Annotated in this window: 30 protein-coding genes and 1 tRNA gene; 25 read left to right on the plus strand and 6 right to left on the minus strand. The window is 67.5% G+C overall.

Annotation, left to right across the window (positions count from 1 at the left end; translation table 11 throughout):
- Window positions 1-438: 438 nt before the first annotated feature.
- Together ACZ5KV_RS04965 and ACZ5KV_RS04970 are read left to right on the plus strand one after the other, a co-directional pair.
- The gene (locus ACZ5KV_RS04965) at window positions 439-1458 is read left to right on the plus strand and encodes a TerC family protein (RefSeq protein ID WP_464241242.1); all 1020 of its coding nucleotides are present in this window, start codon (window positions 439-441) and stop codon (window positions 1456-1458) included.
- Between the two features lie 927 nt (window positions 1459-2385).
- Window positions 2386-2877 carry a hypothetical protein gene (locus ACZ5KV_RS04970; protein ID WP_464241243.1) on the plus strand — a complete coding sequence of 164 codons (492 nt, stop codon included), beginning with the start codon at window positions 2386-2388 and terminating at the stop codon, window positions 2875-2877.
- Between the two features lie 156 nt (window positions 2878-3033).
- On the opposite strand, the gene ACZ5KV_RS04975 is transcribed toward ACZ5KV_RS04970, so the two are convergent.
- The gene (locus ACZ5KV_RS04975; RefSeq protein ID WP_464241244.1) at window positions 3034-3216 is read right to left on the minus strand and encodes a hypothetical protein; all 183 of its coding nucleotides are present in this window, start codon (window positions 3214-3216) and stop codon (window positions 3034-3036) included.
- Between the two features lie 117 nt (window positions 3217-3333).
- On the opposite strand from ACZ5KV_RS04975, the gene ACZ5KV_RS04980 reads away from it, so the two are divergent.
- A complete protein-coding gene (locus ACZ5KV_RS04980) occupies window positions 3334-4167 on the plus strand; it encodes a hypothetical protein (protein WP_464241245.1) in 834 nt (277 codons plus the stop codon).
- 107 nt (window positions 4168-4274) lie between these two features.
- Here the strand turns inward: ACZ5KV_RS04980 and ACZ5KV_RS04985 are convergent, their stop codons facing one another.
- Together ACZ5KV_RS04985 and ACZ5KV_RS04990 are read right to left on the minus strand one after the other, a co-directional pair.
- Window positions 4275-5489: an MFS transporter gene (locus ACZ5KV_RS04985; protein WP_464241246.1), complete on the minus strand. Its 1215-nt coding sequence runs from the start codon at window positions 5487-5489 to the stop codon at window positions 4275-4277.
- 73 nt (window positions 5490-5562) lie between these two features.
- On the minus strand, window positions 5563-6327 hold the full coding sequence (locus ACZ5KV_RS04990) for an MBL fold metallo-hydrolase (protein WP_464241247.1): 765 nt from the start codon (window positions 6325-6327) through the stop codon (window positions 5563-5565).
- Between the two features lie 175 nt (window positions 6328-6502).
- Between ACZ5KV_RS04990 and ACZ5KV_RS04995 the strand changes: the two genes are divergently transcribed.
- Genes ACZ5KV_RS04995 through ACZ5KV_RS05005 form a run of 3 tightly spaced genes read left to right on the plus strand, consistent with a single transcriptional unit; the run spans window position 6503 to window position 8466 of the window.
- Entirely contained in the window at window positions 6503-7564 is a 1062-nt protein-coding gene (locus ACZ5KV_RS04995) for an FAD-dependent oxidoreductase (RefSeq protein ID WP_464241248.1), read from the plus strand.
- Window positions 7565-7584: 20 nt separating this feature from the next.
- Window positions 7585-8133 (plus strand): 4Fe-4S dicluster domain-containing protein, encoded by a 549-nt coding sequence (locus ACZ5KV_RS05000; protein ID WP_464241249.1) that lies wholly within the window; start codon window positions 7585-7587, stop codon window positions 8131-8133.
- Between the two features lie 18 nt (window positions 8134-8151).
- Window positions 8152-8466 carry an MTH1187 family thiamine-binding protein gene (locus ACZ5KV_RS05005; RefSeq protein WP_464241250.1) on the plus strand — a complete coding sequence of 105 codons (315 nt, stop codon included), beginning with the start codon at window positions 8152-8154 and terminating at the stop codon, window positions 8464-8466.
- A 171-nt stretch (window positions 8467-8637) separates the two neighbouring features.
- Here ACZ5KV_RS05005 and ACZ5KV_RS05010 read toward each other — a convergent pair whose 3' ends face one another.
- Complete coding sequence (locus ACZ5KV_RS05010) at window positions 8638-9036, minus strand: hypothetical protein (RefSeq protein WP_464241251.1); 399 nt, start codon at window positions 9034-9036, stop codon at window positions 8638-8640.
- Window positions 9037-9411: 375 nt separating this feature from the next.
- On the opposite strand from ACZ5KV_RS05010, the gene ACZ5KV_RS05015 reads away from it, so the two are divergent.
- From ACZ5KV_RS05015 to ACZ5KV_RS05040, 6 genes are all read left to right on the plus strand, one after another.
- The gene (locus ACZ5KV_RS05015; RefSeq protein ID WP_464241252.1) at window positions 9412-10422 is read left to right on the plus strand and encodes a TRAP transporter substrate-binding protein; all 1011 of its coding nucleotides are present in this window, start codon (window positions 9412-9414) and stop codon (window positions 10420-10422) included.
- A complete protein-coding gene (locus ACZ5KV_RS05020) occupies window positions 10419-10994 on the plus strand; it encodes a flavin reductase family protein (RefSeq protein WP_464241253.1) in 576 nt (191 codons plus the stop codon). Before ACZ5KV_RS05015 ends, ACZ5KV_RS05020 begins: the two co-directional genes overlap by 4 nt.
- A gap of 3 nt (window positions 10995-10997) precedes the next feature.
- On the plus strand, window positions 10998-11561 hold the full coding sequence (locus tag ACZ5KV_RS05025; RefSeq protein ID WP_464241254.1) for a TRAP transporter small permease: 564 nt from the start codon (window positions 10998-11000) through the stop codon (window positions 11559-11561).
- On the plus strand, window positions 11558-12844 hold the full coding sequence (locus ACZ5KV_RS05030) for a TRAP transporter large permease (protein ID WP_464241255.1): 1287 nt from the start codon (window positions 11558-11560) through the stop codon (window positions 12842-12844). The genes ACZ5KV_RS05025 and ACZ5KV_RS05030 overlap by 4 nt, the downstream gene beginning before the upstream one ends.
- Before the next feature lie 135 nt (window positions 12845-12979).
- The gene (locus tag ACZ5KV_RS05035) at window positions 12980-13636 is read left to right on the plus strand and encodes a precorrin-8X methylmutase (RefSeq protein ID WP_464241256.1); all 657 of its coding nucleotides are present in this window, start codon (window positions 12980-12982) and stop codon (window positions 13634-13636) included.
- A gap of 276 nt (window positions 13637-13912) precedes the next feature.
- Complete coding sequence (locus tag ACZ5KV_RS05040; RefSeq protein WP_464241257.1) at window positions 13913-14344, plus strand: RrF2 family transcriptional regulator; 432 nt, start codon at window positions 13913-13915, stop codon at window positions 14342-14344.
- Window positions 14345-14867: 523 nt separating this feature from the next.
- Here ACZ5KV_RS05040 and ACZ5KV_RS05045 read toward each other — a convergent pair.
- A complete protein-coding gene (locus tag ACZ5KV_RS05045) occupies window positions 14868-15407 on the minus strand; it encodes a hypothetical protein (protein ID WP_464241258.1) in 540 nt (179 codons plus the stop codon).
- Window positions 15408-15836: 429 nt separating this feature from the next.
- Between ACZ5KV_RS05045 and ACZ5KV_RS05050 the strand changes: the two genes are divergently transcribed.
- The 11 genes from ACZ5KV_RS05050 to ACZ5KV_RS05100 all read left to right on the plus strand — a co-directional run bounded on the left by ACZ5KV_RS05050 (window position 15837) and on the right by ACZ5KV_RS05100 (window position 22785).
- Window positions 15837-17063 (plus strand): tyrosine-type recombinase/integrase, encoded by a 1227-nt coding sequence (locus tag ACZ5KV_RS05050; RefSeq protein WP_464241259.1) that lies wholly within the window; start codon window positions 15837-15839, stop codon window positions 17061-17063.
- Window positions 17064-17127: 64 nt separating this feature from the next.
- Window positions 17128-17427, plus strand: coding sequence for a hypothetical protein (locus ACZ5KV_RS05055; protein WP_464241260.1), 300 nt, complete (start codon window positions 17128-17130; stop codon window positions 17425-17427).
- 167 nt (window positions 17428-17594) lie between these two features.
- Window positions 17595-18284, plus strand: coding sequence for a recombinase family protein (locus ACZ5KV_RS05060; protein ID WP_464241261.1), 690 nt, complete (start codon window positions 17595-17597; stop codon window positions 18282-18284).
- Window positions 18284-18664: a DUF6508 domain-containing protein gene (locus ACZ5KV_RS05065; protein WP_464241262.1), complete on the plus strand. Its 381-nt coding sequence runs from the start codon at window positions 18284-18286 to the stop codon at window positions 18662-18664. Before ACZ5KV_RS05060 ends, ACZ5KV_RS05065 begins: the two co-directional genes overlap by 1 nt.
- A 322-nt stretch (window positions 18665-18986) precedes the next feature.
- Window positions 18987-19118 (plus strand): hypothetical protein, encoded by a 132-nt coding sequence (locus ACZ5KV_RS05070; RefSeq protein ID WP_464241263.1) that lies wholly within the window; start codon window positions 18987-18989, stop codon window positions 19116-19118.
- Window positions 19119-19233: 115 nt separating this feature from the next.
- On the plus strand, window positions 19234-19713 hold the full coding sequence (locus ACZ5KV_RS05075) for a hypothetical protein (protein ID WP_464241264.1): 480 nt from the start codon (window positions 19234-19236) through the stop codon (window positions 19711-19713).
- 342 nt (window positions 19714-20055) lie between these two features.
- Window positions 20056-20259: a hypothetical protein gene (locus ACZ5KV_RS05080; RefSeq protein ID WP_464241265.1), complete on the plus strand. Its 204-nt coding sequence runs from the start codon at window positions 20056-20058 to the stop codon at window positions 20257-20259.
- 10 nt (window positions 20260-20269) lie between these two features.
- Window positions 20270-20539: a hypothetical protein gene (locus tag ACZ5KV_RS05085; RefSeq protein ID WP_464241266.1), complete on the plus strand. Its 270-nt coding sequence runs from the start codon at window positions 20270-20272 to the stop codon at window positions 20537-20539.
- Window positions 20540-20549: 10 nt separating this feature from the next.
- Window positions 20550-20771: a hypothetical protein gene (locus ACZ5KV_RS05090; protein ID WP_464241267.1), complete on the plus strand. Its 222-nt coding sequence runs from the start codon at window positions 20550-20552 to the stop codon at window positions 20769-20771.
- Window positions 20761-21606 (plus strand): hypothetical protein, encoded by an 846-nt coding sequence (locus ACZ5KV_RS05095; RefSeq protein WP_464241268.1) that lies wholly within the window; start codon window positions 20761-20763, stop codon window positions 21604-21606. The genes ACZ5KV_RS05090 and ACZ5KV_RS05095 overlap by 11 nt, the downstream gene beginning before the upstream one ends.
- A 345-nt stretch (window positions 21607-21951) precedes the next feature.
- Window positions 21952-22785: a hypothetical protein gene (locus tag ACZ5KV_RS05100; RefSeq protein ID WP_464241806.1), complete on the plus strand. Its 834-nt coding sequence runs from the start codon at window positions 21952-21954 to the stop codon at window positions 22783-22785.
- Between the two features lie 43 nt (window positions 22786-22828).
- Here ACZ5KV_RS05100 and ACZ5KV_RS05105 read toward each other — a convergent pair.
- Window positions 22829-22905: transfer RNA gene (locus tag ACZ5KV_RS05105), tRNA-Arg, on the minus strand.
- A gap of 636 nt (window positions 22906-23541) precedes the next feature.
- On the opposite strand from ACZ5KV_RS05105, the gene ACZ5KV_RS05110 reads away from it, so the two are divergent.
- Together ACZ5KV_RS05110 and selA are read left to right on the plus strand one after the other, a co-directional pair.
- Entirely contained in the window at window positions 23542-24822 is a 1281-nt protein-coding gene (locus ACZ5KV_RS05110) for a bifunctional folylpolyglutamate synthase/dihydrofolate synthase (RefSeq protein WP_464241269.1), read from the plus strand.
- Between the two features lie 372 nt (window positions 24823-25194).
- On the plus strand, window positions 25195-26592 hold the full coding sequence (gene selA / locus ACZ5KV_RS05115) for an L-seryl-tRNA(Sec) selenium transferase (RefSeq protein WP_464241270.1): 1398 nt from the start codon (window positions 25195-25197) through the stop codon (window positions 26590-26592).
- The last annotated feature ends 4 nt before the right edge of the window (window positions 26593-26596 follow it).

Consider the following 26596-nt stretch of genomic DNA (forward strand, 5'->3'; position numbering starts at 1 on the left):
CCCGGGCCGCCAAGGCAAGGGCTCGCGCATCCAGCGCGGCCCGGCCCCGGAAGCCGGACGGCCCTGCCGCCCGGACTCCTTGACAACTCCAAGCGTTCCTGTATTCTATTTTTTCACTGAAGGGGAGTAGCTCTTTCGGGCAAGGTCACCAGGACTGGTGTCGCAAACACGGCACTTGGCCTTGCCGTCGGTTCCCGCCGATGAGCGAGACCTTCAGCATGATGCAGTCATGCTGGAGGCCTCGTTTTTCTTTCCGGGCCTCCGCAACCGGACCACGCGTCCAGGAGGCCCCGTGCGCCACCGTTTCGTCCACGCCGCTTGCATCCCGCCGCCCCCGGCGCCCCGCGCCGGGCCCCTGGCGCATGGCCGCCGCCGGGCGCCGCGCCCGCCCCGTGTCTCACCCCGCGCACCGCAACCGCAACCCGAGGACGATACGTCATGGAAACCGTTTGGATGTGGATCGGCTTCAACCTGCTGGTCGTGACCCTGCTGGCCCTGGACCTGGGCGTGCTGCACCGCAAGGGCCGCGAAATCGGCATCCGCGAGGCCCTGCTGCTCAGCCTGGGCTACGTGGTCCTGGCCCTGTGCTTCGGCGCCGGGCTCTACGCCGCCCTGGGCCCCAAGGCCGGAACGGAATACCTCACCGGCTACCTCATCGAAAAAAGCCTGAGCCTGGACAACATCTTCGTCTTCGTGCTCATTTTCCTGCACTTTGCCGTGCCCGCCCGCTGTCAGCACAAGGTGCTCTTCTGGGGCATCCTCGGCGCGCTGGTCATGCGCGCGACGCTGATCCTCACCGGGGCGGCCCTGCTGGAGGCCTTCCACTGGGTGGTCTACGTGTTCGGCGCCTTCCTGGTCTTCACGGGCATCCGCATGCTCATCGCCGCGGACCAGGAGCCCGACATGGAGAAAAACCGTATCAACCGCTTCATGCGCCGCCATTTCCGGGTCACCGAGGGTTACGAGGGCGGGCGGTTCTTCGTGCGCCGCCAGGGGCGGCTGTGGATGACCCCGCTGTTCGTGGTCCTGGTGCTCATCGAGTTCACCGACGTGCTCTTCGCCCTGGACTCCATCCCGGCCATCTTCGCCGTGACCACCGACCCCTTCATCGTCTACACGTCCAACGTCTTCGCCATCCTCGGCCTGCGGGCGCTCTACTTCGCCCTGGCCGGAATCATCCACCGCTTCCATTACCTGAAGTACGGCCTGTCCCTGGTGCTGGTGCTGGTGGGCGTGAAGATGGGCGTCAACGCCTGGTTCGCCCGGCCCGTGATGCCCACGGAGCTGACCCTGCTGCTGACGGTGCTCATCCTGGGCGTGTCCGTCGCCGTTTCGCTGCTCAAGACCCGCAGCTCCGCAGGCCGGGCCCCGGAGCCCGGGGCCCTGTCCGGCTGGGTGCCCGGCAGCCCCGGCAGGGAGGACGACACGCCCCGCGAGATTTCCGGGCCCCGACCCTGACCAGAACGGCCCGTGCGCCGCTGCCCCCATCCGCGCAACAAAAAGACCCCGCCCCGGGCATTCAGAATGTCCGGGGCGGGGTGCTGCCGTTATCGTCGATCATTTCCGTCCTACTGGCCTCAGCCGACGTGGTCGTGTCGTCCGGGTTGTGCTGAAGGGTTGCCTTGCGACGCGCCGCTTTGCGAAACGCGTGTACTGTCCGTGGTGCGTTGGGGGCGTTGCCCGGGGACGCGCCGTTGCCGGTTCAAAACGGACGTTGCAGGAACGTTGTGCCGTTGCCCGGGGACAGGGCCTTCAACCATGACGGAGGTGAACCTGGGAGATGCCTTGTGACGCGCCGTTGCCGCCAGTGACCGGCCCTGGGGGCCGGATGCACCCGGGGGGTTGCGCAAGAAAAACCCCGTGTGGTGGAACCAGGGACGGGTTTTTCTGCGTTTTTTTCATTCCGGCGGAGCGCGCCTTGCAAAACGGCGCTCCCGTGACGGCCCGCGAAGCCGTACCGGATTCTCAAGAAGCAGCGAGCCTCTTGTGCTGGCAAAAGCGTGTCTCTGTCAAAGAGCTTTCCATTGATTCCACCTATGCGCCCCGGCGCGAAAAAAGTCAAGCACCTCCCAGGGGCACCCCCCGCAACATCGCCACTGCAACAGGCCGCTTTTTCAGACTATTTCAGAATGATTTTTCGGCACGGCCCGATCGTCTATATTTTTATTAAACAAAATCAACATGATGAATAAAATTTTGCACCCGCAACAAAAAAATCACAGCCCGCCGGAATTCCTGACTGAAAAAACAGCGGCAGACAGAGCCGCGCGGGGTGAAAACGTCCCGGGGAAAGTGGTGAAGGCTGCATAAGGAGGGAAGCGACGCGGACGACAAGGCGCGGGGCCGGGCTTGCCGGGGCGGGGCCGGCCATGTACAAGGCGGCCCATGACGCCCTCGCCCGCCGCCCTGCTGGAAGCCCACCCCACCCTGCGCCGCCTGAGCGGGCAGGTGGTCTGGTGCCTGTTCGAGGACGCCGAAAGCCCCGCCGCCCACGCCCAGGCCTTCCTGGACCGCTACGAGGCCGTCAAGGCCGCGACCCTGCCCCTGGTGGCCGTGGCCCTGGCCGCGGAAGCGCGGAAGCCTGCTCCGGAAAACGACACTGCGGACGCCGCGCCCTGGGTGCGCATCCGCGTGGACGGGCCGGGCCCGGCCTGCGCGGCCTGCATGGCGCTGGACGGCCGATGCCTGCGCCTGGACGGCCCCGGGGCCCTGGCCTTCCTGCCGCCCTTCGCCCTGGGTTGCCCGGCGCGGGCCGAGCGCCTGCCCGGCGCACCCGGACCCGGCGCGCCTCTGGTGGACCGCGCCGCGCCCTCGCCCCACGGCAGGCTGGTCTGCGGCGAGTGGGTCTTCACCCACCCCTGGGCCGACCGGCCCTAGCAGGCCCCAAAACCGGCACCCTGCCGCGTTGTCCGAAAAAACCGATCCCTCGCGCCTGTCTCCTACGCGCCGGTCCTGAATCTTCCGGGCCGCGCGGCTCGTTCTTCGGGAACTACCCGGAAAAGAAACGCCCTCCGCAGGCAGCCAGCCGTGCGGCTACATGGCCCCGGCGGGCTTCCCGGCCATGCCGCAGTAGCCCGCGTCCTCGTCGCCCTTCTTGTCCGTAAGCCTGTAGCGCCACATCATGCACTGCGAGCCCTGGCAAAAGCGCATCTTGCCGTCGGGCCCGACCAGCAGCGGGCAGAATTTGAAGCGAGCCTCGTTCTGGGGCAGCATCATGACCTCCTCCTCCTGTTTCCCTGCCTGTAGCAGACCCGCCGCCCCCAGGGCAACGCCGCCCGCCCTAAAGCTTCCGCCCCACCGTGCCGATAGAAAGGGTATCCCCGGAGGCGCTCCATGCAGATCGAGACCCTTTCCACCCTGACCCAGCCCCTGATTTCGGCCACGGCGGTGGCCTATGGCGGCACGGCGGCGCGGACCGGCGCCACGGCGGTCACGGGAACGGCGGGGGCCTCCGGCACTTCGGGCATCTCCACGGCCCAGGCCTGGGCCGAGGCCCTGGCCCAGCGCCTGGACGCCCAGCAGGCCGCCCAAGCCAGCGCGGACTCCGCCGAAGGCGCGGAAGGCTCCACGGAAAGCACCAAGGATTCAAGCGCCCTGGCCAGTGCCCTGGCCAGCGCCGTGGAAACCATCGGCGAGCGCCTGGGGCAGGCCACGGCAACGGCGTCCATCGGCCTGCTGGCCCGGCGCCTGGGCGAGGGCGAAATCACCGAAGACACCATCGGCGAAGGCCTGCTGGACGTGCTGCGCCTGGTGGACCGCAATTTCGGCACCGCCGAGGGCGACGCGCTCATGGCCACCTTCAACGGCAGCCTGAACCGCGCCCTGAACGACTATTTCGACAACGGCCTGAACGAGACCTTCTACGCCGCAAGCTCCGGCTCCGGCGGCGGCAGCACGGCCCAGGCCGCCTCCGGGCTGGTGGCGCAGATGCAGGACACCCTGGGCCAGGACGCCGCCGACCTCGTGGCCCAGCTTCTGGAGCAGGGCCTGAGCCGGGACGCGAGCTACACCGGCCTGCGCGCCGCCCTGGCCGACGCCGGGCAGGCCCTGGAGGCCGGATACGGCGCCGCCGCCGCCGACGCCCTCTCCCAGGCCGCCGGGGGCGCGCTCTCCACCCTGGGCGCCCCGCCCCGGGCGCCGGGCCTGCTGCTGGACGTGGCCGTCTGACGGCCGGGCCCTCCGGCGGCCATTGCCATAGCACAAGCAAGGCGGCGCCTCCCCTCGGGGAGGCGCCGCCTTGCTTTGTTGCCCGGGATGCCGTCTCCGGCGCCGGGCTACCTCTGGCCCGGGCCGCCGCGAACCGCCGCCAGGATCAGGCCCGCAGCCGCCAGGGCCAGGGCGGCCGTGGCCCAGAACACCCCGTCCATGCCCCAGGCCACAAAGGCCCCGCCCATGACCACCGGGCCCAGGGTCTGGCCCAGGCGCAGCACCGTGCCGTTCAGGGCCATAAAGGCCCCGCGCTGCTCCATGGGCGCCAGTTCGGCCAGCATGGCCTGCACGGTGGGGATGTTCAGCCCCTGGGCCGCACCGAACACCAGCACCGGCAGCAGCACCCACCACAGCCCGGGCATGAGCGGCACCAGCACCGCCGCCAGGGCGTAGAGCGCGAAGGCCAGCGTCAGCAGCAGGCGCAGGGGCACGGCCCGGGCCAGGGCTCCCAGCCGCGCGGCCAGCAAGGCCGTGGTCAGGCTGGCCGAGGCGATGATCGTTCCGATGGCCCAGGGCTCGGCCCCGAAGCGCTGGGCCAGGTAGACGGGCAAAAAGGCCACCAGCATGCCGTAGAGGATCATGAAAGTCATGCAGGTGCTGGCGAACAGGGCCAGGGTCCGGGGCTCCACGGCCCGGCGCACGGCCTGGCGCATGTATTCCATGAACGCCGCCCCGCCCCGGGGCCGGGGGCTGTCCAGCAGCAACAGCACGGCCAGGGCCAGGGGCAGGGCCGTCACGGGCAGCACGAAGGGCCAGTGCCAGCCCAGGGTGGCCAGTCCGCCGCCGAGCAGCGGGAAAAGCGTGGTGCCGAAGGAGAGCACCCCCGCGTTGTAGCCCATGGCCGTGATGCGCTCGTTGCCGTCGTAGAGGTCGGACAGGATGGTCACGTTGAGGGCGCCCAGGGCCGCCGCGCCCACGCCCTGAAGGAAACGCAGCCCCACCAGCACGGCGAAGGAATCCGCCAGGGCGCACAGCGAGCCGAAAACCCCGAAGACCAGCAGCGAGGGCACCAGCACCCGCTTGCGCCCGTAGCGGTCGGCCAGGATGCCCAGCACCGGCGCCAGGAAGACCCCGGGCAGGGTGAAGGCCGTCACCAGCCAGGCCACCTGGGTGGCCGCAAGGCCCAGGGCGTCCATGATGTCCGGAAAGGCCGGGGCGATGCTCGACACGCCCATGACCACCGTCAGCGTGACGCAGAAGATGAGGTGCAGGTTGCGCTGGCGCAGGAGCGGGCGTGGGGCGGGGCCGGAGGCGGCCCGGGCGGTGGTGTCCGGCGGCATGGGGCGCACGGTACACGCGGGCCGGGCGCTTGTCCCGCACTTTTCCGGACGCCGCCGCGGGCCGGGGCCGGGCTCAGGGTCCGGCGTGCAGCGCGCGGCGCTGGCCCGTGGCCGTGAAGGCCAGCACCGTCACCCCCGGCGGGGCCGCGCCCAGGGCATACTCGCCCACGGCCCGAGGCCGGCCGAAGTCGTGCATGGGCACCAGCACCGGGGGCCGCACCGCCTCGGCAAAGCGTGCGAACCCGCCGCGCCCGGGCAGGCGCGGGTCGCAGCAGGCAAAGGCCACATGCGGCCCGAAGGCCGCCACGGCTTCGAGGCTGCGCTCGAAAAAGGCGCGCACCTGATCGGCTCCGGCGCCGTCCCGCCCGTCCGGCCCGGGCCAGAGCCAGGCCGCGAGGTCCCCGCCGTGATACACGCGCAGGCCTCCGACATCGAGGCAGAAGGCCACGCCCAGGTCGTTGCTTTCCAGGGCCCGGGCGCGCAGCCCGGGGCCGACCTCGGCCCAGGGCCCGGGGTCGCCGCCGCGCGGGTCGTCGCCCGGTTCCAGGACCACGGCCCCGGGCCGGTCCAGCGCGGGAACCATCTGCGGCACGTCGTAGGACAGGACAAGACGCAGTTCGACCGCCTCCCGCGCGGCGTCCGGCACGTCGGCGGCGCAATGGTCGGCGTGGCTGTGCGAGAAGCAGGCCGCCACCCGCCGCCCGGCCAGGGCCCGGGCCACGGCCTCCCGCGCCCCGGGCGGGCGATGGGCCGCGTCGGGGTAGTCGAAGAGCAGCGTCCAGCCCGCCGCGTCCAGGCAGAAGCAGTCGTGGTGCACGTAGGTGACGACGATCTCCATGAAGCTCTCCCAAGCCGCGCTCGGGGCGGCGGCACGCCCCGAGCCTACACCGGAGCCGCCCCGGGGCTCAAGCGCGGTTGCAATGGCCGCGGGAATGGCATAGGTAATGGAGTTGCCGATTCCAGCGCCCGGAGCCGGTTTTCCCGGCACACAATCGCAGCACGGTGGGGGGGCCATGAGCACCAGAATGAATTTCGGCCTGTTCCGCGACAAGCCCGGGCCGTCCAACGGCCGCTCGGTGGGCATCGCCGGGGCCGGGCCCTCGGGCCTGTCCGCCGCCGGATACCTGGCCTGCCGGGGCTACGCCGTAACGGTCTACGACAAGATGCCCAAGCCCGGCGGGCTCATGTATTTCGGCATCCCCGATTTCCGCCTGCCCGTGGAGCGCACCGAGGCCGCCGCCGAGCTGCTGGCCACGGGCTACGGCGTGACCTTCCGCATGCGCACCAAGATCGTGGGCCAGCCCGGGGAAAACCACGACGAGGGAGACGAATTCCGCAGCGCCGAACTCGCCCTGACGGACCTGCGCGCGGCCCACGACGCCGTGATCCTGTGCACGGGCTCGTGGCGCTCGCGGCGCATGGGCATCCCCGGCGAAGACCTGCCCGGCGTGCTCTCGGGCCTGGAATACCTCTTCCCCCTGCGCGGGGCGGCCTGCGGGGCCGAGGTCTGCATCAGCCCGGCCCTGGGGCGCAAGGTGGTGGTCATCGGCGGCGGGCTCTCGGCCATGGACGCCGCCCAATGCGCCCTGCGCAGCGGCGCCGAGCGCGTGACCATGCTCTACCGCCGGACCATCGACGAGGCCCCCGCCGGGCCCTACGAAATCGGCCTGCTTCAGGACAGCGGCATGATCTGGAAGGAACTGGCCATGCCCCTGCGCATCCTGGGCACGGAGCGCGTCGAGGGCGTGGAATTCCTGCAGTGCGCCCTGGGCGAACCCGACGAATCCGGCCGCCGCTGCCCCCTGCCCCAGGACGGGTCCAACCAGATCCTGGAAGCCGACATGGTCATCAGCGCCGTGGGCGAACTGCCCACCCTGCCCCTGGCCGAGCGCCTGGAGGTCGCCAAGGTGCGCAAGGGCGCCTCGCCCTGGCCGCGCATGACCATGATGGAAGGCGTGTTCGTGGCCGGCGATGCGCTGACCGGGCCGAGCAAGATCGGCTGGGCAATCACCGGCGGGCTGGAGGCGGCCCGCTCCCTCGAACAGTGGCTGGACCACACCCAGGGCGGGCGCTAGCCCCAAGCCAGGAGACCACCATGGCCGACGACAACCAAAACGGCGCCCCCGGCGGCAACTCCAGCGCCACCCAGCGCACCAAGTGGGTGGACTACTCGCGCTGCATCGGCTGCGAGTCCTGCGAGGCCATCTGCAAATTCCTCTACGGCCTGCCGCGCATCCAGATGACCGAAAGCGACGAGGGCCTGGCCTTCCCGCTCTACTGCCACCACTGCGAGCACCCCATGTGCGCCAAGGCCTGCCCCGTGGGCGCCATCGAAAAGGACGAAATCACCGGCACCGTGTATCACGACCCGGCCCGCTGCCGGGGCTGCAAGGCCATGAAGTGCATGGCGGCCTGCCCCTTCGGGGCCATCTACCACGCGGGCGGCGTGGTGCCGGTGACCAAATGCGACCTGTGCCGCGACCGGGCCCGCGTGGGCCTGGGGCCCGCGTGCATGGAAATCTGCCCCTGCGAGGCCATCCACTTCGTGACCCGCGAGGAGCTTGCGGCCCTGAAAACCCGCGAGGCCAGCACCGCCCAGAAGCTGGTCATGAAGCAGATCCGCCAGATGCGCGGCCAGAAGTAGCCGCGCGGGAGCACCGCCATGAGCGCCGTCGCCGAGCTGACCATCTTCCCCATGGACAAGGGCGTGAGCCTGTCGCCCTACGTGGCCCGGGCCCTGGCCGTCATCCGCCAGAGCGGCCTGCCCCACGCCCTGGGGCCCATGGGCACCTGCATCGAAGGCGAATGGGACGAGGTCATGGCCGTGGTCACGGCCTGTTTCGAGGAACTGCGCAAGGACAGTGCGCGCATCAACGTCAGCCTGCGCGTGGACTGGCGCTCGGGCCCGGGCGGACGGCTGGCGGCCAAGCCCGCATCGGTGCTGGAAAAGCTGGGCCAGGGCGGACCCCGGGGTTAGGCCCGGGAAACGGCGCCCCGGCCCCCGGGGCGGCCCCTTTGGCCGACTGTTGAAAAATCACCCCCTCAGGCCGTTCCAGACGGGCGGGCGGCACGGCGCGGTGCATCCCGGGGACACAAGCGCTCCGAATTTTTCCGCCGACGCGGCAGGCCGCCTTTGGGCGATGGCCGGTCAGACCCGGGCGTCCAGCAGACCCGGCGGTTCCTCGCCGTCCGTTTCGCCGTCGCGCAGCACGCGCACGCGCACGGCGGTCCGCCGCAGGGCCAGGGCATTGCCCGGGGCGGGCCCGGCAAAGACGATGGTCCCCCAGGCAGTGGCCGCGTCGGCGCAAACGTCGGTGCACGTGGCGGGGTCCACGCCCCTGTGGGCCAGGGGCGCCGGGGGTGCGGGGGGCACGGCCCCGCCGCGCAGGGCGGCGGGCAGGGGCGTCTCGCCCAGGCCCAGATCCCCGGCGATGAGGTCGTCCAGGCTGTAGCTGCCCTCCTCGGTGCTCCAGCGGACCTCCAGCAGCGGCCTGTCCTTGTAGCTGCCCGTGCAGCGGGTACGCTTGTAGCGGAATTTGAGCCCCACGCCGTCCTCCTGGCAACGCGGACCGCCGCCGCGCCAACGCGCGGGAAAAACGCCGAAACACGGCGAACGCGGCAAATGCGGCGGACATGGCACCCGGGGCAGGGGGCGGAGGAGGCTCCGGAAAAGGCGCGGCAACGCAGGCAAGGCGCAAGGGCGCGCAGGGTGCGGACGGGATGGCGCGGGGAGCGGATGCCAGTCTCCCCATTACGCCCGCGCCCGGCCCAGGTCAAGCCGCAGGCCGCCGCCGGAGCCCCGGCCCCAAATTCCCCGCCGCCCGGGCAGAACAGGGCCAGCCACACCTTGCCCCGCCCGCCCCGGACAGGTATCATGCCCCCTCGCACGCACCACCCAGGAGTTTTTCAGGAGCACCCACCCATGCATCGATTCATCCTGGCCCTGGCCGCCCTGGCCCTGGCCGGAATCCTGTCGGCGGCCCCCGCCGGCCCTGCCTTTGCGCGCACCGTGCGCCTGGGCATCGTCACCACCCCGGGCAGCGCGCAGCACGTCTGCGCCACCGCCTTTCAAGATTTGGCGGCCCAGCGCTCGGGCGGCGCCGTGGAGGTCAAGATCTTCCACAGCGGCACCCTGGGCAGCGAAACGGACATCCTGCGCCAGGTCCAGATGGGCGCGGTGGACATGGCCATCGTGACCCTCGGCCCGCTGGACACCTTCGTGCCCGAGGCCGCCGTGGTCGGTTTCCCCTTCCTGTTCGCCAGCCCCGGGCAGGCCGACGCCGTGCTCGACGGCCCCCTGGGCGCCGAAATCCTGACGGCCGCGGAGCGCGCCGGGTTCAAGGGCCTGGCCTTCTCGGAAAACGGCTTCCGCAACCTGACCAACGCCGTGCGCCCGGTGCATACGGTGGACGACGCGCGCGGGCTGAAGATCCGGGTCATGGAGTCGGCCCTGGACCGCGAGCTGTGGCAGGCCCTGGGCGCCAACCCCACGCCCATGGCCTGGCCCGTCTATTCCGAGCTGCAACAGGGCACCATCGACGGCCAGGAAAATCCGCTGTCGGTCATCTGGCTCTACCGGCTGCACGAGGTGCAGCCCTACCTGTCCCTCACCGGCCACGTCTATTCGGCCCATATCGGGCTGGCGGGCCTGAACTGGTGGAACACCCTGCCCGCTGCCGAACAGACGCTGCTGACAGGCGCCCTGCGCGACGCCGCCGTGGCCCAGCGCGCCTGGAACCGTGCGGCCGAGGCCGATTTTCTGGCCCGCCTGCGCCAGGCGGGCATGACCGTGGACGAACACCCCGACCTGGAGTCCTTCAAGGCCCGCACCCGCGACCTGCGCGACCTGCCGGCCTATGCGAACCCGCGCGTGCGCGCGCTCCTGGACCGCTTCCTGGAAGCCACGCGACCCACCCAAGGAGATGCCCGATGAAGACTTCCCTCGGCGCCAAGACCCTGGCCATGCCCACCCCCGTCTGGTGTGTGGGCGCCTATGACACCGACGGGCGGCCCAACGCCATGACCATCGCCTGGGGCGGCATCTGCTGCTCCAAGCCGCCCATGCTGGCCGTGGCCCTGCGCGCGGCCACGTACACCCACGGCTGCGTCGCGGCCCGGGGGGCCTTCACCGTCTCGGTGCCCTCGGCGCACCATGTGGCGGCGGTGGACTTCCTTGGGCTGGCCTCGGGCCGCGACATGGACAAATTCGCCGCCGCCGGGCTGACCCCGGCGCGTGCCGAATTCGTAGACGCGCCCTACATCGCCGAATTCCCCATGGTCATCGAATGCCGCCTGGCCCAGACCGTGGAACTCGGCCTGCACACCCAGTTCATCGGCGAAATCGTGGATGTGAAGATCGAGGCCGGGCTGCTGGACGACGCGGGGCATCCGTCCCTGCCGGGGGTGGACCCGCTGGTCTTCTCGCCCGGGTCGCGCGGGTACTACCGCATCGGCGAATCCGCCGGAGCGGCATTCTCCTGCGGGCGCCCGCTGCTCAAGAAATAGCCCGTGCGCCCCGCAGCCGCCCTGTCCGCCGCCAGCGCCGCGCTGGACGCCGCCTGCCGCCCGCTCACGGCGGCCCTGGGCGCGGGCATGGCCGGGGTCATCGCCGCCCAGGTCTTCTGGCGCTATGTGCTCAACGACTCGCTGTTCTGGTCCGAGGAGTTGGGGCGCATCCTGCTGGTCTGGCTGACCTTCCTGGGCGCCACCGTGGCCTACCGCCGGGGCGCGCATCTGGGGGTGGATTCCCTGGTCCACCGCCTGCCGCCCCGGGCCCGGGCCGGGGCCGGGGCGGCGGCGCATCTGGTCTGCCTCGCCCTGTTCGCGGCCATGGCCGTCTACGGCTTCGGCTACGTGCGCCTGTTGGCCGGACAGTCCACCCCGGCCCTGGGCTGGCCCGCCGGGCTGGGCGCCGGGGCCGTGCCCCTGGCCGGGGCCGTGCTGTGCGTCCACGCCCTGGCCCGGCTGGCCGGGGGCCAGGCGCCGGATGCGCCGGACGCACCGGGCGGGCAGGCCCGCCGGAACACCCCAGGCGCGCCGGGCGCGCCCCACCCCCCGGAGGCCGCGCCGTGAGCGCGGCCCTGCTGCTGGCCGCCCTGGCGGCGCTGTTCCTGCTGGGCGTGCCCATGGCCGTGGCCCTGGGCGCGGCGGGGCTCGGGGCGCTGCTGCTCTCGGACGCGGCGCCGCCCATGCTCGCCGTGCAGCGCATGATCGCCGGGGCGGACTCCTTCCCGCTCATGGCCGTGCCGCTGTTCATGATCGCCGGGCGGCTCATGGAAACCGGGGGCCTGTCGCGGCGCATCGTGGACCTGGCCGACGCCCTGGTGGGCTGGCTGCCGGGCGGGCTGGCGGCGGTGGCCGTCGTCGCGGCCATGCTCTTCGGCGGCATTTCCGGCTCGGCGGCGGCGGACACGGCGGCAGTGGGCGCCCTGCTCATCCCGGCCATGATCCGCAAGGGCTACGACCCGGCCCTGGCCGGGGCCGTACAGGCCGCCGGGGGCTCCATCGGCGTGGTCATCCCCCCGAGCATCCCGATGATCCTTTTCGGCGTGCTCACCGGGGCCAGCATCGGCGAGCTGTTCGCCGCCGGGCTGCTGCCGGGGCTGCTCATGGGCCTGACCCTGGTGGCGGCCACCACCGCGCTGGCCCTGCGCGGCGGCGCGCCCGACGCGCGCGGTCGGCGCTTCTCCCCGGCGGCGGCCCGCCGGGCCCTGGGCCGCGCCGGGTGGGCCCTGGGCGCCCCGGCCATCGTGCTCGGCGGCATCCTGGGCGGGGTGTTCAACGCCACGGAGAGCGCCGCGGCCGCAGTGGCCTACGCCCTGGTCACGGGCCTGTTCGTCTACCGCGGCCTGACCTGGCGCGCCCTGCCCGGGCTGTTCCTGGAGGCGGGCGTCACGGCGGCGGTGGTCATGTTCCTCATCGCCCAGGCCCAGGTGCTGGCCTGGGTGCTCGCCGTGCAGGAGGCCCCGGCGACCCTGGCCGCATGGCTGCTGGGCCTGACCACCGACCCCGTGGCCCTGCTGCTGCTGGTCAACGCCGCCCTGCTGGTGGCGGGCACGTTCATCGAGACCTCGGCGGCCCTGGTGCTGCTGGTGCCGGTGCTGGTGCCGCTGCTGCCGCATCTGGGCATCGGGCTGGTGCAGCTCGGGGCCATCGTGGTCGTCAACCTGGCCATCGGCATGCTGACCCCGCCGCTGGGCATCTGCCTCGTGGTCGCCTGCGGGCTGGCGGGCTCGCGCCTGGGCGCCGTGGCCGCGCGGGTGGCGCCGCTGCTGCTCGTGCTGCTGGCGGACCTGCTGCTGGTCAGCTTCTGGCCGCCGCTGACCACGGCCCTGCCCGCCCTGCTGGCCCGCTGACGCCCCAGCTCCGGGGGACGCCGCAAAACCGGCGCCGGGGCCCCGCGCCGCCACCGCCCGCGCCGCCGTGTTGACAAGCCCGGCCCGCCCGGCCACAGTCTGCCCGTTCCCGCCACCGCCAACCGGAGCCAGAGCATGCCCCGCCCCCGCGACATCCGCGCGCCCATGGACATCGAGCGCGAATCCATGCGCATCATCGACGCCGAGGTGCCCGAGCCGCGCCCCTTTGCCGGGGCGCAATGGCTGGTGGTCCGGCGCATGATCCACACCACGGCGGACTTCGAGCTGCTGGACCTGGCGCGCTTCTCCCCCGGAGCCGTGGAGGCGGGCGTGGCCGCCCTGGCCGCCGGGTGCGCGCTCTTCACCGACACGCACATGGCCCGCTGCGCCATCCCCCTGCGACGGCTCACGCCCCTGGGCTGCTCCATCGCCTGCTTCATGGACGACCCCGCCGTGGCCGGGCGCGCCCGCAGCGAGGGCATCACCCGCGCCCGTGCCGCGGTGGACCACGCCGCCGAACGCATGGACGGAGCCATCCTCGTGGTCGGCAATGCGCCCACGGCGCTCTTGCGCATCCTGGAGCACGTCGAGGCCGGGCGCATGGCCCCGGCCCTGGTGGTGGGCATGCCCGTGGGCTTCGTCAACGCGGCGGAGTCCAAGGAACTGCTCATGGCCCAGGACCGCGTGCCCTGGATCACCATCGCCGGGCGCAAGGGCGGCTCGGCCCTGGCGGGCAGCGCGGTCAACGCCCTGGCGGACATGGCTCTGGACGGCAGGCCCGCGCCGCCCTGAGGTCTGTTTCGCGGCGCGCCCGCGCGGTGCCCGGCCTGCCTTCGGCTCCTGGCGCGTCCGGGCATCCCAGGCTCCTGATGCGCCCACGCACCCTGCGGCGCGTAAGGCGGCAACCGCACCAGGCAAACGGACCCGCCCCGCAAGACGCCCGACGCGCCGGAGCGCCCGGTGTCGTCTTGACGCCGATTCCAGATTGAACTAATCGGGTTTCATGCCTGCGCAACACCCAGCGCCGCCCCGCGACCCGCGCCGCCGTGCGCCGCACCGGGCCCGGCCATGAAACTCTCCGCCCGCTCCCGCTACGCCGCGCGCCTGCTGCTCGACCTGGCCCAGGCCCGGGGGCAGGGGCCCGTGCGTGCCTCGATCCTGGCGGCCAACACGGGCATCTCCGTGCAGTTCATCGAGCAGATCCTGCGCCCGCTGAAAAAGGCCGGGTTCATCCGCAGCCTGCGCGGGGCCACCGGCGGCCACCTGCTGCGCCGCGACCCCGCGACCATCACCCTGGGCGACGTGGTGCGCACCATGGAAGGCCCGGTGGCCATCGCGCGCTGCTGCACCGGCGGAGCCGCCTGCGACCGCGCCGACGACTGCCGCACCCGCAGCGCCTGGGCCCAGGTCTCACGCGTGCTCGAGCGCGAACTGGACGCCATCACCCTGGCCGACCTGCTGGACCAAAGCCGCATTCAATCCACCTGCCCCAAAGCCTGACCCGCTCCCCTCGGCCGAATTTCCCCGCTTGCCCGCGCATCCGCCGCCTCTCCCGTGGCCCCTACACCTTTTCCCTTGCCCAAAACGTGCAGGCAATACTAAGAAAGCGATGCCGCTTCTGTGGGGAAGCCCATCCTCCCGCGCGGGCTCACGCAGCGGGATGCTCCCGATACACGGGGAAGAAAGAAACGATGCGGCCTTGAAGTCAGGCCGGAGGCGACCGCTTTCCACCAGAGGAACGCCCTCAGACGAAACAATATCCGGAAAGGCATGAAACCATGCACGACGAAATTCTTACATTTGAAAACAAGATAAACAAGTTATCCTCCTTTACTGTCGTTCTTCTAGGGCTTGGGGGCGCCTTGTTTTTCCGCTTTGTGCTTCTGCCCAGTGACAAGACAGAGTTGTATCCTTTGGGAGTATTCGCACTGCTGATCTGTCTCTTCTATGCCATGCGCTCTATAAATAAACTCAACAAAGCCACAAATGACTCAGTTACCATAGGAACTGATTCTATTGACTTTTATTCTGATGACGCTCTTGTCGAGACAATCCTCTTCACTAAAATAAAACGAATAACTTTATTATGTAACTCATGTGCATACCGTATAAAGAGCATACTCCCACCGATTGTGTATATCGCAGTGATGATTCTACTCATCTTTAAATATAAAATATTTATTTCAATTCTGTTATTTTTTACGACTTCCAGAATTCTATTCTCTGTAGCAACACAAAGGAGCATCCCACTTCTTTTTTTGACGTCATAAATATAGAGTATGAAGATGATTTGAGATCCATTTGGCTCCCCAATGGTGTACACACAAAGATTCTGGTCAAAAGGTGAATGGATATTTCCCACCTTCATGGATTTGAAGTGAAAAGAAATCTGCTGTTCATCATCGGCAAGCCCAAAAAGAAGCACGCCTCCTGACAAGACCCCTCCCCCACCGCGCCCCACGGAAAAGACCGGGCGCATCCACGGCCCGTGTGAAGCCACCGGCGGGCATCCGCCATTCCAGGCCCCCGAAACCACCACTCTGGGCGACATGATGCACATCATGAACGGTCCTGGGTTCATTTACAAAATATTTTAAGTAGTTGCCGAACCAGTCGCATGAAGAAGCGACGCACATCCGCGCGCTTCTCCCAAAACAGCCAAAGGGTTGCAAGCAATGCCTGCAACCCTTTGAAATTTTGGCGCGCCAGGTAGGGATCGAACCCACGACCGTCGGCTTAGAAGGCCGAGAGGCACCCGCCAGAAGCAAGAAAAATACTAAGTAAACATATGCTTAGTCGAGATTTCGGCTCTGCCGTAGTTGTCAAGAATTGGCTTTCGAAGGCTCTCCGTTGACACCCTGTTGACCCCTTGCAATCCCCCAGGAGTTCCCGTAAACATTGGCTTCCGGCGGTTTAATATGCCCCGGAGGCTAGAACGGAAAAATCAGGGTGTCAACAGGGGGTCAACAGCATGGCGATAGAGGCGCGTTGCGTGAAGTGCAAAGCCGGTTTCAAGCCCGGCCCGAAGAACTGCCCCCAGTGCGGGGCCTCCCTCAAGGAGTCGAAGCGTTACCGGGTGCGGGTGAAGCTCCCTAACGGGAAGTGGTTCACGAAGATGAGCACCAGCCTTGCCCAGGCCCGGAAAATCGAAGCCAAGGTTAAGACGGAAGCCCTGGAAGGCGAGTTCTTCAAGTACGCGAAGACGGCCAAGGTCGGCGATGTTTGGCCGAAGTATCTGAAGTGGGCGAAGGACAACAAGCGCTCATGGCGTGACGATGAAGTGAGATTTGAGCTTCACATCAAGCCGCGCTTCGAGGACAGGCAACTAAGTAAAATCACGCCCGTTGACGTGGAGACGTGGCTTTCCGAGGTCCGGGACAAGCCGGGCCGCCATGACGAGAAACTTTCCCCCCAGACGGTCAAACACGTCTTCAACCTTATGCGCCGGTTCATCAACTGGTGCCGGGTTCGGGACATCTACGGCGGGCCGAACCCCTGCGACAAAATAAAGCTCCCGTCCTTCGACAATTCTCAGAGCAATTTCTTGAGTCAGTACGAGCAGGAGTCCCTTCTTCGAGTTCTCGACGAATGGCCGAACAGGCGGGCCGCCCTGGTGGTCAAGTTCGCCATGTTCACCGGAAAGCGCCTGGGGGAGACGCTTGCCCTGACATGGGCAGACGTAGACCTTGGGAACGGCCTCGTTACCTTCCAGGGGATGAACACCAAGAATAAGCGGACGCAGACGTTGCCGCTTAACAAGTTGTCCCTGCGAGTCCTCCGGGAAGCCGCGCAGGACAAAATTAGCGAGTACGTCTTTCCGTCGAGCACGGGCGGCTTCTATCAATCGTTCTCGCGGACCTGGGGCTTGATTCGCAAGAAAGCTGGCCTGGACTGCCGGTTCCATGATTTGCGGCATACCTTCGCAAGCAACGTACTTGGCGCTGGTTCAAGCCTGTATCAGGTGCAGAAGCTCTTGGGCCACAAGACAAGCGCCATGACGCAGCGGTACACGCACATAGCAGATTCGCAACTTCGAGACGCCGCCCGCGCCATTGACGGTCTATTCAGGCGTGAGGGCGAGGCCGTAGACTTCGAGGACATAAAGAGCATGAAGCCCGAGGACGCCAAGAGGATTCTTCTGGATATTCTCAGCGAGGCCGACAAGGCCATGACAGAAGAAGCAGGACCGGAACCCGAGGACATTTCCCCCCAGGATTGAACTCACTTCCATGAACAACCCAACAAGGCCGCCCCAGGGCGGCCTTTTCATTACAGGAGCAACCATGCCCAGGCGACACAAGATTGATACCCTCGAAGTCCTCCGGGACGAATTGGCGGACGTATTTCACAAAGTCAGGAAGGGGAGCATAAACCCGAACAACGGTAAGCTATTGGCCTTCCTCGGGCAGACCCTCACGGGTGTCATTAAGGCCATCGACGAGCGGGACGCGAACGGGAACCGCTTCGACCCGGACAAGCTGAACATACTTCTGGACGCCCTGGGGCGCAGCTCAGAAGGTCTTTGGGATGATGAAAAGCAGGAAGAACATCAGGGGGAGAACGGGGCGGCGCTTTCCGATTAGGATTTCTCCCCCTCCCCCCACGGCTCCCCATGAATATTTTCATGTATAACGGGCAGCTAGCTTGATTTACTAAGTATAAAGCAAACATATTCTCAAGAAAACGTTTGATTGCCTTCCGGTGCGGGAGTATTCTCGAAGCCTGTTCAATCCGCACAGGAGGGGAAACGATGCAGGCTTACGGCTATGTTCGCGTGAGCGGCAAGGGGCAAGTGGACGGTGACGGCTTTAAGCGCCAGGAGGAAGCCATTCGTGCCTTTGCCAAGAGCGCCGGGATTGAGGTCGCCCAGGTTTACCGCGAGGAAGGCGTCTCCGGGACTACGGACGAAGCAGACCGCCCAGCCTTTCAGGAGATGGTCGCCGCCATCCTCAAGAACGGAGTCAAGGCTATCATCGTCGAGGGCCTGGACAGGCTGGCCCGTGAACTCCGGGTTCAGGAAACGCTTCTCGTCTATCTGGCGTCCAAGGGCATCGTGCTTTACTCTGCCAGGACGGGCGAGAACGTCACCGAGGCCATCATGGGCGACCCCATGAAGAAGGCCCTGGTGCAAATCCAGGGCGTCTTTGCAGAGCTTGAGAAGGGCTTGCTCGTCAAGAAGCTCCGGGTGGCCCGGACGCGTAAGCGTGAGCGCGAGGGGAAGTGCGAGGGCCGCAAGGGTTATCATGAAGCCGCCCCGGAGATTCTGGAACGGGTCAAGCAGCTTCGCAGAAAGCCCCCAGGACGCCCCCGAATGACTTACGCCGATGTTGCCGATGTTCTGAACCGGGAGGGCCGCTTGACCCTGGCCGGGAAGCCCTGGACCGCCGCTAACGTGCAAGTGCTTATGTCCCGGACCCGTTCTAGCGATAGGAGTTTCTGATGAACGATGAGCATACGCTTGAAGCTCTTAGACGTATGGCGGCTATGTTGCCAGCCTTGGAGAAGGCCGACCCGGACGCTCTCACGTCTTACTCGGGCGGTGCCGCCTTGAGCTTAGAGGGGCCGCTTCAAGAATTTCACGGCCTCGCCTATCGTGGTGACGCTCTGCTCTGCGACTTCAACTGGGGAGCATGGCAGGATGAGGCCCGGCGCATCCTGGCTTCCCCAGAGACAATCGCCCTGGCGGATATGCAGACCATCCGGCAACTCCTGACAACCCTCGTAAGGGCTGAAAAGTTTGCATCGGGCGCACTGGCCGAAGCTGTCAGGGATAAGAGCCTGCTCAACATCCTGCGGCGGCTTGGGGAACTGACTAAGTAAAAGCCAACAGGCGTTTAGTTCCGCCATCTAGGAAGCGCCCTTGCCATCAAGGCAAGTCCCACTATGCCCTGGCCTGGAAAAACGCAGCACAGGCCCTCCTAGGGGCCTTTCCCGGCCCATCCTTCCCAGGGTTCACCCCATCAACCAAGCCCCGGTTGCCCGTCAAAGGGTGGCCGGGGTTCTCATTTGGGGCGAACTCCTGACCTAACGAACTAATTAGTTAGTTAAGTCTCTAAAATATTTGAAAAAGTGCTTGAACAAGCCCCAAGAAGTGCTATGTTGTTCCCGGAGTCGAGAACATCAACAACTTTTGGGGGAGCACATGCGAGTTGAGCAACTGGATTACATCGGCCTGGTTGAGGCCCGCGAAGTGGAACAAAACGTCTACCTGGCCCCCGGCGAGGTCATCATCTTGAAGCCCGAACTGGGGGTTTGTCTGGTAGTCGGCATTTAAGCTGAAATTTTATTCCCTAAAGGGCCGGGCACTTACGGGTGTTCGGCCCTTTATTTTTGAACCCCGACACAGGAATCGGCTTTTCGACCGTTTAATAGGGCAGGAGGATTACCGGATGAAGGCAGGCCAAATGCTTAGAAGAATCACACAAGAAGACTTTGGGTTCATCAAGTTCCAGGCGACTAGGCTCTGGAAGAACCTCGTCGCCTCCGGTTTCAACCAGTACATCGAGTTCGAGGACGTAGTGGGGGAGCTTGGCATCGTCTACGCGAAGTGCCTCCAAAAGTATCCCGAAAAGGAAGGCCGTGAGTTCAACGCCGTCTTTATGACCGCCGCCGTGAACTGGCTCAGGAACTGGAAGCGCGACAAGCACCGTGAAATGTCCCTTGAGGCGGGAAAACCCGGACCCGCCCCCAGCTTCGACCCGGACCCGGCTGAGTTCAGAAAGCTCTACATGGCGCAGAAGGCCAATGGCCGCTGGATGTACTCCATCAAGGCCCTGGCCAAGCACTACGGCGTGAGCCGGGATACTGTGCGCCGGTACATCGAGCGCCGCGATTTGCAGCGCCGGGAGCTTGAGCGTGAGGCGGCGTAGGGGGTGGCGGAGTTCCAGTGTTCCCTCTGTGCAGAGGGAACTTCTATTCCTCAGTCATGGTGTCCATGGGGCCTGCCTCCCCGACAGGGCCGCCCGCGCTTGTTTTCAGGTGCGGGCGGCCCCCTTTTTTGAAAAATGAGTATGACTTTTACACAGTAATTTTAGGAGGTTGTATGAGTAAGATTCGATTCACGGCGACCATTGACAATGACCTCTTCGAGCGCCTGCTCATCGCGCGGCGGGATTCGGGAATCCCGATTTCGCAACTAATCAATCGAGCGCTTCGAAGCCAAATCCACCTCATTCTCAACTATTGTAACACCTTAGGCGGAGGCAACAAAGATGATTAACCTCGAAATCGACGGCGCTCTCGAAGACGCCATCAAGCGGCTCATGCCCATGAGCTGGGGCGGCGAACCCCCCGAACTCGACAAGCTCCTGAAACTACTCTTAGCCGAGCGCATCAAGGCACTTTCCAAGAACTACGGCACTCGCGTCGAGTATCGAGCCTTGCGGGCTCCCCAGGCCGACAACTTCAACTTCTAAGGAAAACAAAATGCGCAAGGATATCAGCTATTACGCGAACAATTGGGACGCCCTTGGCGGTTCGCTCAAGTGGGCGGACCTGACCCCCGAGCAGCGCAACCGCAGCATTGCCGAGCTGGACCGCCTCGAAGCCGAGGCGGAGCAGGGCAAGACCCGGCTGGCCGAGCTGGAGCGGGAGCGCCAGCGGCTCGAAATTGAGCACGCCGTTTGGCAGGAACGCCTGCGGGGCTTCCAGGAGCAGAATCCGGCTCCGGGCCACGCCTCGAGGAAACTTTTCTAAGGAAAACCCCATGAAGAACATGAACACGATTTTCGACGCCGCGCAGGCCCTCGTCGAGGCGAACCACGCCGCCGCCCAAGGGCTTCTCGAAGAAGCCGAGGCGGGCAGCGAGGACTTTGCCTCCCAGGTTGCGAAGTTTCACGCCCTCGTCGAAGTCTTCATTCTTGGAAACAAAATCTTAAAAATCCTGGGCGACTATGCCCGAAACGAGGAGGCGACCCATGAAGTTTAGCGTAACCCCCAACCCCGATGGTAGCCGGGACATCAAATGCCGGGCCGGAAGATTCGTGATGCCCACACTTCCCCGGACCCGGTTCGGCGGAAAGCCCATCGTCCAGCCCGAAAGCCTGGACCCCGACCTGTTCGCGCCAAATGCCGTGGGCGGGAACGTCCTCAAGTGGGCAGCCCGCGCCGAGTCGGAATGGTCCCTGAGCTTCCACAAGGAGTTCTACGTCGAGTTCCTGGGCGGCCTGAAGAATCTTCGTGCCCTTGTGGCTGAGACGAAGGGGAAGGTGGCGGTCTACCGTGACGAGTTCGCCCGCGAGAAGGCGAAGGAAGCCCTGGCCCCCTTAGTTAAGCGTCTCCTGAGACTCATGGCTGAAGTGCAAGAGGCCAGCGAGTACCGGAGCCGGATGCTCGAAGCCGTGAAGCTCGACGCCCTGGCCCTCCCGGAACCTGAAGATGCCAAGGATGCCGCGAAGCAGACGGCGCTCCTGGGAAGCTACATGCAGGAACTCAACGGCCTGGGGCGCGACAAGGCTCTCGAAGTCCTCTCGAAGCTCACCCAGGACAACCCGGAGAAGGCGAAATTCGCCCTTGCGGCCCTCGACACGGCCTTGGCCCCGGTCCTTCATCCGGCGCAGACGGAGGGCATAAAGAAGTCCCTGCGGGACCGTGAACAGCCCTGGATTGCTGAGTTCGAGGAAGCCCACGCTGACCTCACCCAGAACTCGAATTGGCGGCTCCAAGAGGCCCGGGAACGTATCAGGCGCGAAGTCCAGCCCCTGGGGCTGGCCGTGGCCGACTTCGAGGTCGGGCGGGGCAAGCCCGCCTCCCAGGCGGCGTAGCCGTCGCACTTTGGTCAATCAGGCGGGGCGGTTCCATCGGGGAACCGCCCCATTATTCTTAGAGGCAGGCAGGCAATGGACATGGACCCCAGAGTCACAAGTATAACCCCCCATCTTTCGGCACATACTGAAATACTTGAACTTTCTCCCCCCTCTCAAACTAAGTACAAGCTGACTATCACAGGCAACACCATCAGCTTTCACAAGCTCCCCGAACATGCTCCCGTCATGCCGTCATATGGCTATGCCGAGAACCGGGGGGACAATCTCATAGCTAGAACTAAGTCTAGGAAGAACGCTCTCCACAAGCTCCTTCAAACACTAAGCACAAAGCCTTCTTGTTTCATGACCCTGGATTTTGAGGGGCGCACGGCAGGGCGGGAGCAAATCCGGCGGGCCAAGCGTTGCCTGGATAGCTTTGCAAGAGTTCTTCGCCGTGAACGTCCATCCTCATGGTTCGTTTGGAAACTCGAACTGAGCGAAAAGCGAACCTTGCACTTTCACTTAGTCGGTGACTTTGGGCCGGGCGGGGCCATGCCTGCGGCGAAGCTCCGGGAATCTTGGCAGCGCATTGCAGGAACCGATTGGGACGATTGCTTTGATTTGAGGCCCTGCACAGAGGCCCACTTAGGCTACCTGACGAAGAAAGCCAAGTTCGCCGCAGACATGGCCCTTGTCGCCCTGGACCCGCAGGGGCGTAGTTTCGGGATTCTGGGCAAGTCTAACATGCCGACCAGCAAGCCCCGGACGATAATCTTAGACGAGAATCAAATGGCCGTAGCGCGGCAACTTTTAGCCACTTGCACCGGGAACGAGAAGCACTCGAAGCGGCTTCTCCGGGCCGGTGCTGGCCTCGTCATGGGGGTTCCTGAAGGGATTCAGGGGAAGCTCCTCAATGAGGCTTCCCAGGAGGCAACCACGCCCAGGACTAAGCAAAGCGCGGCCCGCCTCACATATCCGCCTTCTAGGAGGCACGTTAATTCCCGGCATGGGTGCAACCAAGGCCCGGCCCTGGAAAACGCAGGAGAAGCCCTCCCAGGCCCTAAAGAACGGGGCGCATTTTGGACGCCGCAATACCCCAAGCAATTGAGCACTCGTCGAGGCTCCCCAGGGGGCCGGAAGCACCAGCTCCCGGTTGACATTTCGTTGACCCCCATCAGAAATGAGAAAAAAAGATAGGCTGGCAAGAATCGTTTAAGTTCTTGCCAGCCTTAACTTTTTCTGGCGCGCCAGCCAGGATTCGAACCCGGGGCCGTCGGCTTAGAAGGCCGATGCTCTATCCAACTGAGCTACTGGCGCGCGCTGGGGGATGCGTCTTATATGCCACGACGCGGCGTGGGGTCAAGGGAAGGGGGCGGAGGCGCGACCCGGCACGAGCGGATGCGGGTGGGCGCTCTTCGCCCGGCCCAAAGGTCGGCCGACCGCACGGAACCGAAGAGCCGACACTGAACGTTTCTCCCATATTTCCGGACAAAAATCTTGCCCCCGTTTCCGGTTGCGTAGCGGACGGACCAGGAGGACGCCGCAAGTTGGACGGGCCGGGCGGCGGCTGGCGGGGCGCTGGGGAACGTGGTATGCCCCGGGGCCATCGGAGGATTCATGAGCCCACGCCCCGCGCCCCCTGCCGCAGCCGAAGCCGCGCACCGGCCCCTGGCCTGCTTTGCGGACCTCGTCGCCCACCTGGACGCCCGGGGCCTGTTCCACATGGATTTCGGCCTGGGGCGAATGTCCGCGGCTTTGGCGGCCTTGGGGCTGCCGGGGCGCCAGGAGGACGGGCGCCCGCTACCGGGCGGGCCGACAGGCGCGGCGCCGGGGGCTCCCGCGCCAGGGGGGCCGGGGGATGTTCTTCCCGAGTCCCCGGACGGTCCTGCGGGTGCGGGAGGAGAGGCCTGGGCACGAGGCAGAGCGGACGATCCCGCAGGCGCCCCCGCGGCGGTGCCCGCGGGCGCATCGGGCACCGCGCCTCCGGAGGCCGCATCGGGCAGGGGCGCCGCCACCCGGCCCGTTGCCGTACAGGTGGTGGGCACCAACGGCAAGGGCTCGGTGTCGCTCATGCTGGCCGAGATCATGCGTGCCCATGGATTGCGCGCGGGGTTGTACGCCTCGCCGCATTTCGTGGACGTGCGCGAACGGGTGCTGGTCAACGGGCGCAAGCTGGACGAGGCGGCCTGGACGGAGCTGGGCAACGCCGTGCTGGCCACTCCCGGCGGGCAGGAACTGACCTATTTCGAGTGCGTCACGGCCATCGCGGCCCTGGGGTTCGCCCGCGCGGGGTGCGACGCCGTGGTGCTCGAAGCGGGCCTGGGCGGCGCCCACGACGCCACCACCGCCCTGAACGCGGACCTCACGGTCTTCACGGCCATGGGCCTGGACCATATGGCCGTACTCGGCCCGACCCTGGCGGACATCGCCCGCGACAAGGCCGGGGCCATGCGCCCGGGAGTGCCCGCCGTCAGCGGCCCCCAGCCGCCCGAGGCCATGGCCGTGCTGCGCGCCCGGGCCCGCGAGATCGGCGCGCCGTTCATGACCGTCGCGGATGTCCCCGACGCGGGCGTGCCCACCACTTCCACCCCCGGCGCGGGAGTTTACGGGCCGTTCGCCGGGGCGGGCACCCCGGCCATGGCCGGGGACCACCAGCGCGAAAACGCCGCCCTGGCCCTGGCGGCCTGGACGGCGCTGGCCCGCGCCCGGGGCTGGGTTTCGGACCCCGCCGCCTGCGCCCGGGGCATCGGCGCCGCGCGGCTGCCGGGGCGGCTTCAGCGCGTGCCGGGCGGGCCGGGGCGCGCGCAGCTCTGGCTGGACGGCGCGCACAACGTGCCCGCCCTGGAGCGCTTGGCCCGGGCCGTGGGCCACGCCGTGCCCCGGCCCGCCGCAGTGATTTTCGCCTGCATGGCCGACAAGGATTTGGCGGCCATGGCGCCCCTGGTGGCCGGGCTGACCGACGGCCCCTTGTGGTTGCCCGCCCTGCCCGAGGTCTCCCGCGCCCTGGCGCCCGAGGCCGCCGCCGCGCTGCTGGGCCCGCGCGCCGTGCCCCTGCCGGGGCTGGCCCGGGCCCTGGAGCTTGCCGACGGGGCGCATGGCGGCCCGGGCGCCCCGAGGCCGGTGCTCGTCTGCGGCTCGTTGTATCTGCTGGGCGCTTTCTTCGCCCTGCGGCCCGAGGCCCTGGGCGCCCGGGAGCCGGATCTGCCCCTGCCGCCGCTTCCGGCCAGCGGCTGACGGAGCGCCCGCCCGGGGCTTTCCCCGCGCGCCCCCCGGCACCCGCCTGCCGCCCGCGAAGCCCGCGCCTGCCGGAGCCGTTGCCGAAGCGGTCCGCCGTGTCCGCCGGAGCCTCCCGTCCCCAGGGCCCCCGAGCCGCGTGGCGCCGGATGCCTCCGCAGCTTCCGCCGGACCTTTTCTCCCTGCCCGAGCCCCGTCCCCGCTCTCCCGTTTTTCCCCCCGGGGCCTCGCTTTCGGCCCGCCCGGGCTTGCGGGGCGGCCCCGGGCAGGGTAGCATCCGCGACACACCGGGACACCGCGTTCACCGGGAGCGCCGGGCACCCCACGCGCCGCTCCCCCGCCGCCCGGCACCCGAGCAACAGGACACGACCGATGCACGAACTTTTCCGCTGCCTGCCGAGCATGGACGCCGCCCTGGCCGAACTGGCCTCCGCCCCGGACCTTGCGGCCCTGCCGCGCCCTCTGCTGCGCGAGGCGGTCACGGATTTCCTGGACTCCCTGCGCCGCGACATCCGCGAGGGCCGCGTGGCCGACCCAGCCGCCCTGAGCCTCGCCGCGCTGCGCCCGGCCCTGGCGGCCTTTGCCCGCGCGGCCTGCCGCCCGCACTTCCGCCGCGTGCTCAACGCCACGGGCGTGGTGGTGCATACCAACCTGGGCCGCTCCATCCTGGCGCCCGAGGCCATGGCCGCCGTGGCCGATGCCTGCGCGCGTTACTCCAACCTGGAATTCTCCCTGGCCACAGGCGAGCGCGGCAGCCGCTACAGCCACGTGGAGGCCCTGCTCGCGCGCCTGACCGGCGCCGAGGCCGCCCTGGTTGTCAACAACAACGCCGCCGCCGTGATGCTCGTGCTGGACACCCTGGCCAAGGGCCGCGAGGTGGTCGTCTCGCGCGGACAACTCGTGGAAATCGGCGGTTCCTTCCGCATCCCCGATGTCATGGCCCGCTCGGGGGCGATTCTCGTGGAGGTCGGCGCCACCAACCGCACCCACCCGCGCGACTACGAGAACGCCATCACCGAGAACACCGCCGCGCTGCTCAAGGTCCACTGCTCCAACTACCGCATGATCGGCTTCACCAGCGAGGTGGACGCGCGGGAGCTGGCCGGGATCGGCGCGCGCCACAACCTGCCCGTCATCGAAGACCTGGGCAGCGGCAGCCTGGCCGAACTGGGCGGCGGGCCCCTGGGCGAACCCACGGTGCAGCAGGCCGTGGCCGCCGGGCTGGACGTGGTGACCTTCTCGGGCGACAAGGTGCTGGGCGGGCCCCAGGCCGGGGTCATCGTCGGCCGCGAGCGCTGGATCGCCAAACTCAAGAAGAACCCCCTGAACCGCGCCCTGCGCATCGACAAAATGACCCTGGCGGCCCTGGAGGCCACCTTGCGGCTCTACCTGGAGCCCGAGGCGGCCCTGCGCCGCGTGCCGACCCTGCGCATGATCACCACCACGCCCCAGGAACTGCGCGTGCGGGCCGGGCGGCTGGCGCGGCGCCTGCGCCGCGACCTGGGCGCGGCGGCAGTGGTGGGCCTTGCGCCGGGCATGTCGCGCGTGGGCGGCGGGGCCTTCCCCGAGCGCGATTTGCCGACCACCCTGGTCACCGTCGGCGCCGCCGACGGCACCGGCGCCGAAGACCTGCGCCGCAGGCTGCTCGACACCGACCCGCCCCTGGTGGGCCGCACCCAGGACGACCATTTCTGCCTCGACCCGCGCACCCTGGGCGACGACGAAATTTCCCTGGTGGCCGCCGCCCTGCGGCAGGCCCTGATTCCCTAGCAGA

Source organism: Desulfocurvus thunnarius, assembly GCF_055390965.1.